The 13,921-nt window shown below is 66.0% G+C and carries 13 protein-coding genes; 6 read left to right on the forward strand and 7 right to left on the reverse strand.

Features of this window, described 5'->3' with window-relative positions; translation table 11 throughout:
• Positions 1-43: 43 nt before the first annotated feature.
• The 4 genes from pyk to dnaA all read right to left on the reverse strand — a co-directional run bounded on the left by pyk (position 44) and on the right by dnaA (position 5,547).
• The gene (pyk, locus tag L1087_RS05425; RefSeq protein WP_234557979.1) at positions 44-1,468 is read right to left on the reverse strand and encodes a pyruvate kinase; all 1,425 of its coding nucleotides are present in this window, start codon (positions 1,466-1,468) and stop codon (positions 44-46) included.
• Positions 1,455-2,723 carry a phosphopyruvate hydratase gene (gene eno, locus L1087_RS05430; RefSeq protein WP_038041056.1) on the reverse strand — a complete coding sequence of 423 codons (1,269 nt, stop codon included), beginning with the start codon at positions 2,721-2,723 and terminating at the stop codon, positions 1,455-1,457. The genes pyk and eno overlap by 14 nt, the downstream gene beginning before the upstream one ends.
• A 52-nt stretch (positions 2,724-2,775) precedes the next feature.
• Entirely contained in the window at positions 2,776-3,933 is a 1,158-nt protein-coding gene (gene dnaN / locus L1087_RS05435) for a DNA polymerase III subunit beta (RefSeq protein ID WP_038041055.1), read from the reverse strand.
• 300 nt (positions 3,934-4,233) lie between these two features.
• Positions 4,234-5,547: a chromosomal replication initiator protein DnaA gene (gene dnaA, locus L1087_RS05440; protein ID WP_135259246.1), complete on the reverse strand. Its 1,314-nt coding sequence runs from the start codon at positions 5,545-5,547 to the stop codon at positions 4,234-4,236.
• 44 nt (positions 5,548-5,591) lie between these two features.
• Between dnaA and mnmG the strand changes: the two genes are divergently transcribed.
• From mnmG to L1087_RS05460, 4 genes are read left to right on the forward strand one after another with little or no spacing between them, the layout of a single operon-like run.
• The gene (gene mnmG, locus L1087_RS05445; RefSeq protein ID WP_267964718.1) at positions 5,592-7,406 is read left to right on the forward strand and encodes a tRNA uridine-5-carboxymethylaminomethyl(34) synthesis enzyme MnmG; all 1,815 of its coding nucleotides are present in this window, start codon (positions 5,592-5,594) and stop codon (positions 7,404-7,406) included.
• 35 nt (positions 7,407-7,441) lie between these two features.
• Entirely contained in the window at positions 7,442-8,170 is a 729-nt protein-coding gene (gene rsmG / locus L1087_RS05450; RefSeq protein ID WP_038043323.1) for a 16S rRNA (guanine(527)-N(7))-methyltransferase RsmG, read from the forward strand.
• The gene (soj, locus tag L1087_RS05455) at positions 8,164-8,916 is read left to right on the forward strand and encodes a chromosome-partitioning ATPase Soj (protein WP_038041052.1); all 753 of its coding nucleotides are present in this window, start codon (positions 8,164-8,166) and stop codon (positions 8,914-8,916) included. The genes rsmG and soj overlap by 7 nt, the downstream gene beginning before the upstream one ends.
• Entirely contained in the window at positions 8,900-9,712 is an 813-nt protein-coding gene (locus L1087_RS05460; RefSeq protein WP_038041051.1) for a ParB/RepB/Spo0J family partition protein, read from the forward strand. The genes soj and L1087_RS05460 overlap by 17 nt, the downstream gene beginning before the upstream one ends.
• Here the strand turns inward: L1087_RS05460 and L1087_RS05465 are convergent.
• The 3 genes from L1087_RS05465 to L1087_RS05475 are packed head-to-tail and all read right to left on the reverse strand — an operon-like array spanning position 9,700 to position 12,696.
• The gene (locus L1087_RS05465; protein ID WP_234557981.1) at positions 9,700-11,769 is read right to left on the reverse strand and encodes a DNA internalization-related competence protein ComEC/Rec2; all 2,070 of its coding nucleotides are present in this window, start codon (positions 11,767-11,769) and stop codon (positions 9,700-9,702) included. The two genes, L1087_RS05460 and L1087_RS05465, sit on opposite strands and share 13 nt — an antisense overlap.
• Positions 11,756-12,073 carry a ComEA family DNA-binding protein gene (locus tag L1087_RS05470; RefSeq protein WP_038041049.1) on the reverse strand — a complete coding sequence of 106 codons (318 nt, stop codon included), beginning with the start codon at positions 12,071-12,073 and terminating at the stop codon, positions 11,756-11,758. Before L1087_RS05470 ends, L1087_RS05465 begins: the two co-directional genes overlap by 14 nt.
• A complete protein-coding gene (locus tag L1087_RS05475) occupies positions 12,037-12,696 on the reverse strand; it encodes a YcxB family protein (RefSeq protein ID WP_234557982.1) in 660 nt (219 codons plus the stop codon). The genes L1087_RS05470 and L1087_RS05475 overlap by 37 nt, the downstream gene beginning before the upstream one ends.
• 23 nt (positions 12,697-12,719) lie before the next feature.
• Here L1087_RS05475 and L1087_RS05480 point away from each other — a divergent pair, with 23 nt between their 5' ends.
• On the forward strand, positions 12,720-13,370 hold the full coding sequence (locus L1087_RS05480) for a glycerophosphodiester phosphodiesterase (protein ID WP_234557983.1): 651 nt from the start codon (positions 12,720-12,722) through the stop codon (positions 13,368-13,370).
• A 10-nt stretch (positions 13,371-13,380) separates the two neighbouring features.
• Positions 13,381-13,911 (forward strand): inorganic diphosphatase, encoded by a 531-nt coding sequence (locus tag L1087_RS05485; protein ID WP_038041046.1) that lies wholly within the window; start codon positions 13,381-13,383, stop codon positions 13,909-13,911.
• Positions 13,912-13,921 lie beyond the last annotated feature (10 nt).

Consider the following 13,921-nt stretch of genomic DNA (forward strand, 5'->3'; position numbering starts at 1 on the left):
ATTACCGGGGCCCCCACCCTGGCAGGGCCAGGGTGGGGTAGCATCAGCTCACCCGCTCCACCCGGATGAGGTTGGTGGTCCCCCGCACCCCAAAGGGTACTCCCGCGGCGATCACCACCCTCTCCCCCACCTGGGCCAGCCCGCAGGCCTTGGCCTCCTCCAGGGCGATGCGCACCATGTCGTCGGTGTCCTGGGGGTCGGGGGCCAGGTGAGGGAGAACGCCCCAGACCAAGGCCAGCTGCCGCTCCACCTCGGGGTTGGGGGTGAGGGCCAGGATGGGTACCCGGGGCCGGGTACGAGCGATGCGCCTGGCGGAGCTTCCCGTGGCGGTGAAGACCACAATGGCCTTGGCCTCCACCGCCTCCACGATGTCCTCCGCCGCCTGGGCGATGGCGTCTTGGGTGGTGGGGGTGGGGGCCGGGCGTAGGACGTTGAGCTTTTGCAAGAACTCGGGGGAGGACTCCACCACCCAGGCGATCCGGGCCACGGTGGCCACCGCCTCCACCGGGTAGGCCCCGGCGGCGGTTTCCGCGGAAAGCATGACGGCATCCGTACCGTCGAAGATAGCGTTGGCCACGTCGGAGGCTTCGGCCCGGGTGGGGCTCGGGTTCTGCACCATGGACTCCAGCATCTGGGTGGCGGTGATCACCGGCTTCCCGGCGGCGATGGCGCGGAGGATGAGGCGCTTTTGCACGATGGGCACCTCCTCCAAGGGCATCTCCACCCCCAGGTCTCCCCGGGCCACCATAATGCCGTCGGCTTCTTCCAGGATCTCCTCAAAACGGTAGACGGCGGAAGGCTTCTCGATCTTGGCCATGAGCCGGGCCCGGGAACCATACCGGGCCAGGTAGTGCCGGGCCAGGAGGAGGTCGTCCCGGGTGCGCACGAAGGACACCGCCACCCAGTCCACCCCCAGCTCCGCCCCCAGGGCCAGGTCCTGGATGTCCTTTTCCGAAAGGGCGGGGAGGGAGAGATCCGAGCCGGGGACGTTAATCCCCTTGCTGTCGGAAAGCACCCCACCCAGTTCTACCACGGTGTGGATCTCATCCCCCTGGATCCTTTCCACCCGAAGGCGTAGGCGGCCGTCATCCAAGAGGAGCGCCTGACCGGGAGCCACGTCCTCCGGAAGCCCCTTGTAGGTGATGGAAACCCGGGTCTCGTCCCCCTCCACGGGAGCCCGGGTGAGAATGAAGGGTTGGCCCACCTTAAGCTCCACCCGGCCCTCCTTGAGCCGGCCGATGCGGATCTTAGGGCCCTGGAGGTCCTGGAGGATGGCCAGGGTTTTGCCCAGTTCCTTCTCCACCTCCCGCACCCAGGCCACCCGCCTCCGGTGCTCCTCGTGGGTGCCGTGGCTGAAGTTCAAGCGAAAGACATCCGCCCCCGCCTCCGCCAGGGCCCGGATGGCTTCCTTGGAGTCCGAAGCGGGCCCCAGCGTGGCCACGATCTTGGTGCGCTTAAAAGGCCTCATACCCTAAAAAGCGCGCCGCACGCCCCAGCTCCTCCTCGATGCGCAAAAGCTGGTTGTACTTGGAAAGGCGGTCGGATCGGGAGAGGGAACCGGTCTTGATCTGCCCGGCGTTCACCGCCACCGCAAGGTCGGCGATGAAGCTATCCTCGGTTTCCCCAGAGCGGTGGCTGATCACTGCCCGGTAGCCGGAGCGCTGGGCTAGGCGGATGGCCTCGAGGGTCTCCGAAAGGGTGCCGATCTGGTTCACCTTCACCAGGATGGCGTTGGCCACGCCCCGCTCAATGCCCTGGCGAAGCCTTTCCGGGTTGGTGACGAAGAGGTCGTCCCCCACCAGCTGCACCTTCTCCCCAAGCTCTTGGGTGAGGAGCCGCCAACCTTCCCAGTCGTCCTCCGCCAGGCCGTCCTCAATGGAGCGGATGGGGTATGTGTCCACCCACTTGGCCCAGAACTCCACCATCTCCTCCGAGGAAAGGACCCGCCCTTCCCCTTCCAGGTGGTACCTGCCGTCCCGGTAAAGCTCGCTGGCCGCCGGGTCCAGGGCCAGGGAAACCTCTTGCCCTGGGGTGTACCCCGCCCGCTCAATGGCGAGGAGGAGGAGCTCGATGGCCTCCTCGTTGCTCCTCAAGTCCGGGGCGAACCCTCCCTCGTCCCCCACGTTGGTGCTGTAGCCCTTCTCCTTCAAGACCCCTTTGAGGGTGTGAAAGACCTCAGCGCCGATGCGCAAGGCCTCCGAGAAGCTCTCCGCCCCCGCGGGCACCAGCATGAACTCCTGGAAATCCACCCGGTTGTCCGCGTGCTTTCCCCCGTTGATCACGTTCATAAGGGGAACCGGCAAAGTAACCGCCTGAACCCCCCCCAAATAACGGTATAAAGGCAGACCTAAGGCCTCCGCCGCCGCCCGGGCCGTGGCCAGGGAAACCGCCAGGAGGGCATTGGCCCCCAGGTTGGACTTGTTGGGGGTTCCATCCAGCTCCAGCATGGCCCGGTCCACCCCCTCTTGGTCCAGGGCATCCCGGCCGATGAGCTCGGGGGCGATGCGCTCCAGGATGTGGGCCACCGCCCGGCGCACCCCCTTCCCCAGGTAACGCTTGCCCCCATCCCGTAGCTCCAAGGCCTCATGGGTGCCGGTGGAGGCTCCGGAGGGCACCATGGCCCTGCCCTTGGCACCTCCTTCCAGCTCCACCTCGGCCTCCACCGTGGGAAAGCCCCTAGAGTCTAAAACCTCCCTGGCTTTCACGTTCACGATCGTGGTCATGGACTCCTCCCCTAAGGGTTTCTGGAAGCGCTTCCCGCCCCCCAGTCAAAGCTTACACCCGCAGGGGGACCACCACTGCCTGGTACCCCTCCCCTATCTCCGCTGGGGAAGCCTCTCCTGGACGCACCAGGCTAGGGCTGGTGGGCCCGGAAAGCAACAACAGCGCCTGGCCGGATAGGGGGGAAAGGGCCTCCAGAAGGTAGCGGGCATTGTAGGCCACCGCCAGGGGCACGCCCTCGAGGTGCACGGGAACCTCCTCCTGCCCCTTGCCGTAATCCCCCTCAGCGGAGAACAACACCCGCCCCTCCTCAAAAAGAAGGTCTACCCTATGGTTTTGCCGGTCAGAAAGGACGCTCACCCGGCGCAGGGCCTCCCGGAAGGCCTCCACCTCGAAGGCTGCCTTCAGGGGGAACTCCTTGGGGATCACCCGCTCATAATCGGGGAACTCCCCTTCCATAAGCCGGACAGCCATGCGCAGCTGTCCCTTTCCGGTGGCGGCAGCGCCTTGCGAACCGCTGGTGGCGAGGCCCAGAACCCCCGGGCCCAGGGCCAGGGCTACCTCCCCCTCGCCCATACCCTTCAGAACCCTCACCATCTCGTCTACACTGCGGGCAGGCACCACCACCTTCTTGGCAAAGGGTTGCGGCCTGGCCAGCCTGTAAAGGGCTAGGCGGTACCCGTCGGAGGCCACGGAGCGAAGCCCTCCCTCGGAAAACTCCAGCTGCACACCCCGGAAGATCGCTCGGTACTCCTCGTTGCTGGCCGCATAGCGCACGTAGGATAGCGCCTTAAGAAGCTCCTCCACCGGCAAAAGGGTTTGCAGGGGATAGGGTTCTGCAGGGCCCTCCAGGCTGGGAAAGAAGAGCTCCGGGTAGCCTTCGTCGGGGGCGAGGCTCAGCCGGGTGCTGAAGGAACCCGAGGAGAGGGAAAGCTCCGCACCGAAGTCCAGCTCCACCTGATCCCCGGGAAGGCTGCGCACCAGCTGGAAGAAAGGCTGGGCGGGAACCAAAAAACGCCCCTCCCCCTCCGTGGGAAGCTTCAGGCATACTTCCAGGTCCACCTCGCCGTTGGTTCCGAACAACACCAGGGTATCTGGGGTAAGGGCTAGGCCCAGGTAGGTAAAAAGGGGGTTGGAGCTTCGCGTGGGAATGACCCGTTCCAGCAAGGCCACGTGTTCGGTCAACAGGGTTTTTGGAACTTTCACCTTCACGGGGTTTGCCTCCTCTCTACTGCTATTACTACGGGTTTTTTAAGATCTTAAAAGGATAGCAGTCGTAGTAGTAGGAGCTGTGGATATGTGGATAAGGGGTAGAAAATACCGTGTGGGAGCAAAAAGGGCTTGTGGAAAACTTCTGTGGATAACTGGCCTTGGGTTGTGGATAAGCTGTGGATAACTGACCAGTTATCCACAGGCTCCGAAGGGGGGTCACTTTTCCACAGGTTGTCCACAAGGTTATCCACAGGAAAGCCGGGGTTATCCACAGGGTTATCCACAGGTTATCCACAGGGATCATGTCAGGGCCTCTTTCAAGCTGCGTAGGAGCTTTTGCACCTCACGGTCGCTTTCCGAAAGCTCCTGAACCTTTTGGATGGCATAGAGGACGGTGGTATGGTCCCGTCCTCCGAAGAGCTGGCCGATTTCCGGGAGGGAGGAGCGGGTGAGTTCCCGCACCAGGAACATGGCGATCTGACGGGGTAAAACCACCTCCTTCCGTCGGCCACCGCCCACCAGGTCCTCCGGGCGCAGGGCAAAGTACTCCGCCACCTTGCGCACGATCTCGTGGGGATCCACCTCCACTTCCCTGGGGGCGAAGATGTCGGAAAGCGCCTTGGCGGCCACGGCGCGGGTGAGTTCCACCCCGTTTAAGGAAGCGTAGGCGATGGTGCGCATCAGGGCTCCCTCCAGTTCGCGGATGTTGGAGGTTACTTGCCGGGCTATGTACTCCAGCACCTCCTCGCTGATTCGCAAGCCCCGTTGTTCGGCGTTCATTTTCAGGATGGCGATGCGGGTTTCCAGGTCGGGGGGCTGGATGTCGGTGATGAGGCCCCATTCGAACCGGCTTCGCAGGCGGGCCTCGAGGGTCAGGATATCCTTGGGAGGCCGGTCGGAGGAGAGGATGATCTGCTTGTGGGCCTCGTAAAGGGCGTTGAAGGTGTGGAAGAACTCCTCCTGGGTGCGCTCCTTGCCGGCGATGAACTGGATGTCGTCCACCAAGAGAAGGTCCACGGAGCGGTAGCGCTCGCGGAACTCCGTCATGCGGTCCTCGCGGATGGCGTTGATGAGCTCGTTGGTGAAGGTCTCCGTGGAGACGTACTCGATTTTAAGGTGGGGAAAACGCTTGGCCACGGAGTGCCCCACGGCGTGCATGAGGTGGGTCTTGCCCAGGCCCACGCCCCCGTAGATGAAAAGGGGATTGTAGGCCCGCCCCGGGGACTCGGCCACCGCCACCGCCGCCGCATGGGCCATGGAGTTGTTGGGCCCCACCACGAAGTTTTCAAAGGTGTACTTGGGGTTGAGGTTGGGCTTGGCTGTTTCGGAAGGGGTAGGGGTGTGGAAGATGTCCTCCTGTACGGCCACGCTGGGGACCACCTTGAGCTCAAACCGGGGCGGCTGGGCTCCCAGGAGGCCCAGAGCTTCCTGGATTAGCTCGGCGTAGTGGCGCTTGATCCAGTCCAGGGCGAAGGAGGTGGGCACCGCCAGCTGAAGTACCCCATCCTGGATGCCCAAGGGGCGGATGCGCTCGAACCAGGTGTGGAACTCCACCTCGGTGATGTTGCGGCGGATGTGTTCCAGGATGTGTTGCCAGACGGCCTCGTGGGTCAAGGCTACCCCCCCGCGTTTCCGGAGGAACATTCTACGCCAAGGCCTTGGGTAAAGTGGAGGGTGGGATGCGTTACGACGTGGTGGTGGTGGGAGGGGGACATGCGGGGCTGGAAGCGGCTTGGGCAGCTGCGGCCCTCGGGGTGCGGGTGGCCCTGGTCACGATTAATCCCGAGCGCATAGGCATGATGCCCTGCAACCCGGCGGTGGGCGGACCCGGAAAGAGCCAGCTGGTGGCGGAACTCACCGCCCTGGGGGGGCTTATGGGCCGGGCGGCGGACGCCACCGCCATCCACACCCGGGTGCTGAACTGCTCCAAGGGACCGGCGGTGCAAAGCCTGAGGGTCCAGGTGGACCGGGATCTCTACGCCCTTAAGGCCCAGGAAATCCTGGCGGAAAGGCCCATTGAAGTGATCCGGGGGGAGGTGGCGGGCCTCGTCGTAGAGGGAGGAAGGCTTTTGGGGGTGCGCACCGTGGATGGCCGGGAGATCCCCGCCAAGGCGGTGGTGGTGGCGGGGGGAACCTTCCTGGGTGGGGTGGTCTGGTACGGAAGGCGTTCCCGGCCGGCGGGGCGGCAGGGGGAGCCTCCTGCGCGTTTCCTCTCCCAGAGCCTGAGGGCGGTAGGCCATACCCTGCGGCGCTTTAAAACCGGCACCCCGCCCAGGATCCGGGCGGATTCCGTAGAGTTTACCGAGTTGGAGGTGGTGCCCCCGGAGGTGCCCCCGGGAAGCTTTACGGGAAGCCCAGGACCCCATGCCGCCAAGCTTCCCACCTGGCAGACCCGTACCACATCGCGCACCCACCGCCTGATCCTGGAGAACCTGCACCTGTCTCCCCTCTATGCGGGGGACATCGTGGGCATCGGTCCCCGTTACTGCCCCTCCATCGAGGACAAGGTGGTGCGCTTTTCCGACAAGGAGAGCCACCTCCTTTTCGTGGAGCCCGACGGGCTCGCCACCAGCGAGGTGTACCTGCAGGGGTTCTCCTCCAGCCTGCCTCCAGAGCTCCAGGAGGAGATGGTGAAAAGCCTGCCGGGGTTTGGGCGGGCGGTGATCCAGCGCTATGCCTATGCGGTGGAGTACGACAGCCTGGATCCCAGGGAGCTCACCCGCGGGCTCCAGTCCCGCTTCCTCCCCGGACTGTTCGCCGCCGGGCAGGTGAACGGCACCTCGGGGTACGAGGAGGCAGCGGCCCAAGGCCTCCTAGCAGGGCTGAACGCTGCCCGGTATGCCCTGGGCCTTCCTGAGGTTCATCTCCCCCGGGAAAGCGGCTACATGGGGGTGATGGTGGACGACCTGGTGGGCCGGGGCACAGACGAGCCCTACCGGATGATGACCTCGAGGGTGGAGCTCCGCCTCCTCTGCCGGGCGGACAACGCGGACGAACGCCTGGTGCCCTTGGCGGTGGAGTGGGGCCTGAGGCCCAGGGAGGACCTGGAAGCGGTGAGGGAGAAGTACCGACGGGTGGAGGAGGAGCTGAGGCGCCTCGAGGCCTTGCGGGTGGAGGGGGTGAGCGGCCTGGTGTGGCTTAGGCGTCCAGAAAACACCTACCAAGTCTTGGCGGAACGTTTTCCCCCGCCCATCCCCTTGGGTCCCGAAGAGGCCTACCAGGTGGAGGTGCGGGCCAAGTACGCGGGGTACATCGAGCGACAGGAGCGGCTACGGGAGAAGCTGAGGGACCTGGAGGCCTTTCGCATACCCGAGGGTTTGGAGTTCCCCCGGGTCCCAGGCCTTTCCCGGGAGGCGGTGGAAAAGCTTTCCCGGGTGAGGCCCCGAACCGTGGCAGAGGCCGCCCGGGTCCCTGGGATACGGGACTCAGATCTCACGGCCTTGCTGGTGCACCTCAGGGTGCTTTCCCGGTGAGAGGGGATGTTTCCCGTGAAACATCGGGGGTGGGGGTGGGTCTAAGCCCAAAGGGCGTTCAGCTTCTTCTGGAGGGTGGAAAGGCCTTGGGGCTGGACCTCGAGGCCCACCTTTCCGCCTTTTCCCGCTTTTACGACCTCCTCATGGAGGCCAACCGGCGCACCAACCTCACGGCCTTGCGCACGGAGGAGGAGGTGGTGGTCAAGCATTTCCTGGACTCCCTCACCCTCCTCACCCTGCCCCTCTTCCAGGGGTCATGGCGGGTGCTGGACCTGGGCACGGGGGCGGGGTTTCCCGGGCTTCCCCTGAAGATCGTGCGCCCGGAGCTGGAGATCACCCTCCTGGACGCCACCAAGAAGAAGGTGGCCTTCGTGGTGGAGGCGGTGGAGGCTCTGGGACTGAAGGGGGCCTATCCCCTTTGGGGCCGGGCGGAGGAGCTGGCCCATCGCCCCGAGTACCGGGAGGCCTACGGACGGGTGGTGGCCCGGGCGGTGGCGCCCCTTTGCGTTTTGGCGGAACTGGGCCTGCCCTTCGTGGCCCTGGGGGGGTACATGGTGGCCCAAAAGGGGCCAAGGGTGGCGGAGGAGTTGGAGGCCCTGCCTAAGGCCCTGGCCCTCCTTGGAGGAGGCTCGGTTACCCTCCATACCTTGCTTCTTCCCGTGGTCCAGGAGGAACGGAACCTGGTGGTGGTGGCCAAGGAGGCCTCTACCCCGGCCAAGTATCCCCGGCGACCGGGGGTGCCCGAGAAAAATCCTTTATGCTAGGGTCCAAGGTGTTGCGGCGGATCGCCCTGGTGAACCAGAAGGGGGGGGTGGGCAAGACCACCACCGCCATCAACCTGGCCGCCTACCTGGCCCGCATGGGGAAGAGGGTGCTCCTGGTGGACCTGGATCCCCAAATGAACGCCACCAGCGGTCTGGGGCTTAGGCCGGAGCGAGGGGTGTACCAGCTCTTGCAGGGGGAGCCCCTGGAGACCTTGGTGCAGACCGTGGACGGTTTTTCTCTCCTGCCGGCCACCCCGGAGCTGGTGGGGGCCACGGTGGAACTCCTGGAAAGGCCCACGGCCCTAGGGGAAGCCTTACGGGACGAGGGGTACGAGATCACCCTTCTGGACGTGCCCCCCAGCCTCTCCGCCCTCACCCTAAGCGCCCTGGCGGCGGCGCACGGGGTGGTGGTCCCAGTGCAGGCGGAGTACTACGCCCTGGAGGGGGTGGCGGGGTTGCTCTCCACCCTGGACGAGGTGCGGAGCCGCCTCAACCCCCGCCTGCGGCTTCTCGGCATCCTCATCACCATGTACGACGGCAGGACCCTGCTTTCCCAGCAGGTGGAGGCCCAGCTGAGGGCCCACTTCGGGGAGAAGGTGTTCTGGACGGTGGTGCCCCGCAACGTGCGCCTGGCGGAGGCCCCCAGCTTTGGCAGGACGATCGCCCAGCATGCCCCCACCTCCCCTGGGGCCCACGCCTACCGCCGTCTGGCTGAGGAGGTGATCGCCCGTGTCCAAGAAGGCTAGCGGCTTAGGGAGGGGCCTCGAGGCCCTCCTGCCCAAGGGCGGCGGAGGGGTGGTCCGGCTTCCCCTGTCCGCCATCCGGCCCAATCCCCATCAGCCCCGCCGGAGGTTCTCCCAGGAGGGTCTGGAGGAGCTTGCCGCTTCCATCCGGGAGAAAGGCTTGCTTCAACCCTTGGTGGTCCGTCCCAAGGGGGAGGGGTACGAGCTGGTGGCCGGGGAGAGGCGCCTTAGAGCCGCGGAGATGGCGGGCCTGAAGGAGGTTCCCGCCCTCATCCGCGACCTCACGGACCAGGAGGCCATGGAGGTGGCCCTGGTGGAGAACCTCCAGCGGGAGGACCTCACCCCGTTGGAGGAGGCCCGGGGTTACCAGGCGCTGTTGGGTTTGGGCCTCACCCAGGAGGAGGTGGCCAAGCGGGTGGGTAAGGCCCGTTCCACGGTGGCCAACGCCCTGAGGCTTTTGCAGCTTCCCGCGGAGGTTTTGGAGGCCTTGGAACAGGGGCTCATCAGCGCGGGCCACGCCCGGGCCCTTTTGATGCTGGAGCCTGAGGACCGGCTTTGGGGCCTGAGGGAGATCCTGGAAAAAGGGCTTTCCGTGCGCCAGGCAGAGGCCTTGCGGGAGCGCTTGGTGCGGGAACGAGAGCGAAAAACCCAGGAACCCTCGCCCCTTTCCCTGGAGCTTTCCCGGCACCTGGGCCTGCCGGTGAGGGTGGTGGGGGGAAGGAGGGGGAAGGTGGTCATCCACTACCGCTCCCTGGAAGAGCTGGAGGCCCTTTTGGAGCGGCTGGGCTACCAGGCGTAGCCGAAGAGGACCCGCACCGCCCCGTGTTGGTCGGTGCGGTAGACCCTTATTCCGCGGCGGGCCAGGCGCTCCAAGACCTCGGGGTGGGGGTGGCCGTGGGGGTTCCTTCCCACGCCTATCAGGGCCACCTGGGACCGGATGCGTTCCAGGAGGTCCTCGTCCGTGCCCGTGCGGGAGCCGTGGTGGCTTACCTTGAGGACGTCCACCCCCTCCACCGCTAGGCGGCGCTCCACCCTTTGCGGCACGTCCGCCAGGAGGAGGGCCCTGGCCCGGCCGAAGTCCAGGAGGAGGACGAGTCCGTCCTCGTCGGCGTCCCCGCTTAGATGGGGGGGCCAGAGCACCTCCAGGTTTCCCCGCCCCACCTGAAGGCGGGTTCCTGCGCCCGGGAAGAGGAGGGGCACGCCCCGGGCCTCCAGGGTCCGCACCAGGGGATGGTCCCGGGGGAAGGCGGGGGAGAGGAGGGCGAGGCCGATGGGAACCTCCTCGGCCACCTTGAGGAGGCCCCCATAGTGGTCGGCGTCGGGGTGGGTGGCCACCAGGACCTCGAGGGCCACCACCCCTAGGGCCCGCAGGGCCCGCACCACCTTCTCCCCCTGCTCGGGCCGGCCCCCGTCCACCAGCACCGCGGCCCCGCCCAGCCGGGCCAGGAGGGCATCCCCCTGGCCCACGTCCAGGGCAAAGAGGTCCAAGGGCTTGGGCCAGGCGGCGAGGAGGCTGGCCAGAAGGGGAAGACTGGAGAGGAGAAAGGCTTTTCGCCAGGGGAGATGCCGGTGCAGGGCCAGGGCCAAGGGGAAAAGCCCAAGGTAGTAGAGGGCGAAACCCACGGGGGAGATTTCCCCCCAGCTTAGGAGTGGGCCGTGGCTTGCGGCCTGGGCCAGGAGAAGGAGGGCCCGGGCCAGGGGCTCCAGAAGGGGTGCCAGAAGACCCCCAAGGAAGAGCTTGAGGAATCCCAGGGGTACCAGGAGAGAGACCAGGGGGAGGGCTAGGAGGTTGCTGAGGGGAGAGAGGAGGGGTAGGAAGCCGAAGCGGTGAAGGAGAAGGGGAACCAGGGGAACCTGGGCAGCCAGGCTGGTGAGAAGGGCTCCGGCCAAGTACCCCCGTGCTCCCTGGGGTTGAGGCAGGGCGGGAAGGAGGAGGGTGATCCCCGCAACCGCCAGGTGGGAGAGCTGGAAGGATAGGCTTAGCAGGCTTTCGGGCCACCACAGGAGCTGGAGAAAGAGGGCGAGGCCCAGGGCCTGGAGTACCCCGGCGGCTCCAAGGCCGAGGAAGAGGCCCAGGAGGGATAACCCAGCCATGAGGCTGGCCCGCACCAAGGAGGGGCTTGGCCCTGCCAGCCAGAGGTAAAAGGGTAGAGCGAGGAGGGCCAGGAGGTAGCGCCATCGGCCCAAAGGGGTGAGAAGGAAAACCAGGCTCGCCACCAGAAAGCCCACGTGGAGGCCGGAGAGGGCCAGCAGATGGGCGAGCCCTGCCTTTTGAAACTGGGCGTAGGTGTCCTCGAGTCCCCTCTTGTCCCCCAGGACCAGCCCCTCCAGGACCTCGAGGGCAGGGGTCGAGAGTCCCTGCGCCAGGCGGGCACGGAAGGGAGCCCGAGGGTCGGGAAGCGGAGCCAAGGGTTCCGCCCGTTCCACGTGAAACACGCCCTTTATCCCCCGGGAGAGGAGCCAGGTGCGCTGGTCAAAACCCCCGGGGTTGCGCTTGCCCTGGGGTGGAGCCAAGTACCCCCGTAGCCGGTAACGGCCATCCTCCAGGCCCGGGTAGTGCTGCACCCAAAGCCTGTGCCCCTGCCAAAGGATGGTGTCTTGGTGAAGGGTGAAGACACCCTCGAGGCGGGTGCCGTAAGGAGGTTCTGGTACGGGGAAGAGGCAGCCCCGGAGGAGGACAACAACGAGCCCAAGGGCGAAGGGAAGCCGTAGGAGGGGGAGGAGGAAGGGCACCAGGAGAAGGAGCCAGGGATGGAAAAGCCCCCAGGCTCCCAGGAGCCCGCCCAGACCCAGGCCCACCCCTGGACCCCAGGTGGAGGGGAGAGGCTTGGGGAAGACTGTCCTAGGGTCGGACATAGGGCCTAAGGCGTTCCAGGGTGGCGGGGCCGATGCCCTTGACCCTCAGGAGGTCCTCCACCCGGGCGTAGGGCCTTCCCTCCACGATCCTCTGGGCCAGCACAGGCCCAATCCCAGGGAGGGTCATGAGCTCCTCGAGGCTGGCTTGGTTCAAGCTGATGGGCTCAGGGGTTGGGGGGTGAAAGCTGGCCTCCGCCAGGGTTTCCACCCGCACCGGCTGGGGTTTCGGCACCAGCTTGGGCCAGAGGCTGGAAAGACCCAGGAGGGCTACCGCGAGGAGGTAGAGGAGGTAGAAGAGGACCACTCCGTCAAGGCCAGACCCAGCCCGCCCAGGAGGACGCCGGCCAGCACCCAGGGATCCGCTCCCGGGTTCAGGACCACGAAGGCCACGGTGTAGGCCAGGGTGAGGAGGGAGAGCACCTTTAAGGGGAGGGCCAAAGGGTTTCTCCCTCCCTGGGCCTTGGGCGTGGGGGCTTGGGGAGGGGACTCCGGCTCCGGGGCCAGCTCCACCGAGTCCCGCTTGGGAGGGGGTTCCTCCTCCCACACCGGAGCCTTCGGGGGCTCGGGAGGAGGGGGTGGGGGAGGGGCTTCCTGGGTCAGGGGAGCCTTGGGGGCGGGGGCAGGAGTTGAGGTGGCCTTGCGGGCCCGGGCCACGTGGGGTTTCAACCCTTCCAGAAAGGCCTTGAGCTCCTCCAGGGGAAAGGCCTTCAGGGGAAGGACCAGGGCATCCTCCTCCCCTTGCACCAGGAGGGTGCCAGCCTCTCCCTTACCTACCCGGCGGATCCTGGCCAGCTCCAGGCGCTTTACCCCGGCGTCGTCCACGAAGACCAGGTGGGCCTCGGTGACGGCCAGAAAGCCACCCGGCCCTTCCAGCTTGACCAGGGCTTCCTCGCCTAGGCGAGAAAAGGCCGCTTCATACTTGCCCATGGCCCCATTGTATACTTCCCCTCGTGCCCTTGCGCTTGGGACACCGCGGCGCCCCTCGCCTGGCGGAAGGCGAGGCCCAGGCCTATGTGGAAAATACCCTGGAGGCATTCCGCCAAGCCTTGGAGGCTGGGCTGGATGGATTCGAGCTGGACGTGCACCTAACCCGGGACGGGGTCTTGGTGGTGCACCACGACTTCACCCTGGGAGGAATCCCCTTAAGTGGGCTTAGCTCTCGGGAGCTTCCGGCGTATGTGCCCACCCTCGAGGAGGTGCTGAGAACCTTTCCCGAAGCCTGGATTAACGTGGAGCTGAAAAGCCTTCCCCCGGAAACCGACGGCCGGGAGCAGGCCTTGGCCAGGCTCCTGGACCGTTACCCCTCGGACAGGATCTGGGTGAGCTCCTTTGATCCCTTGGCCCTGGTGCGCCTTAAACGGCTTGGGGTGGGACCTCTGGGCCTTCTCTATGAACACGAGGAGGCGGAGGCCCTGGCCCCCTGCCTGGGGGTGGAATGGGTGCATCCCGAAGCCTCTTTGCTCAGCGAGGCCAAGGTGAGGGAGCTAAGGACCCGCTACCGGGTACTGGCCTGGACGGTGAACCGCCGCCAGCAAGCCCAGGAGCTGGCCGCCTGGGGGGTGGATGCCCTGGTCACCGATTTCCCGGGGGTCCTCGTATAATGGGGGGGCTATGGCGAACCTGAAGAGCCTTCCCGCGGGTAAGGGTGCCCCCGAGGTGGTGAACATGGTCATCGAGGTGCCCAAGGGTTCCGGAAACAAGTACGAGTACGATCCGGATCTTGGGGTTATCAAGCTGGACCGGGTCCTTCCCGGAGCCCAGTTCTATCCCGGGGACTACGGGTTCATTCCCTCCACCCTGGCCGAGGATGGGGATCCCCTGGACGGCCTGGTTCTCTCCACCTACCCCCTCTTGCCCGGGGTGGTGGTGGAGGTGCGGGTGGTGGGCCTTCTGCTCATGGAGGACGAGAAGGGCGGGGACGCCAAGGTCATCGGGGTGGTGGCGGAGGACCAGCGCCTGGACCACATCCGGGATATCACCGATGTGCCCGAGGGGGTTAAGCAGGAGATCCAGCACTTCTTTGAAACCTACAAAGCCCTCGAGGCCAAGAAGGGCAAGTGGGTGAAGGTCACGGGCTGGCGGGACCGGCAGGCGGCCCTGGAGGAGGTGAGGGCCTGCATCGCCCGCTACGGAGCCCACTGAGGCCAGTTCT

The sequence above is a fragment of the Thermus tengchongensis genome (assembly GCF_021462405.1).
In the GTDB taxonomy this organism is placed as follows: domain Bacteria; phylum Deinococcota; class Deinococci; order Deinococcales; family Thermaceae; genus Thermus; species Thermus tengchongensis.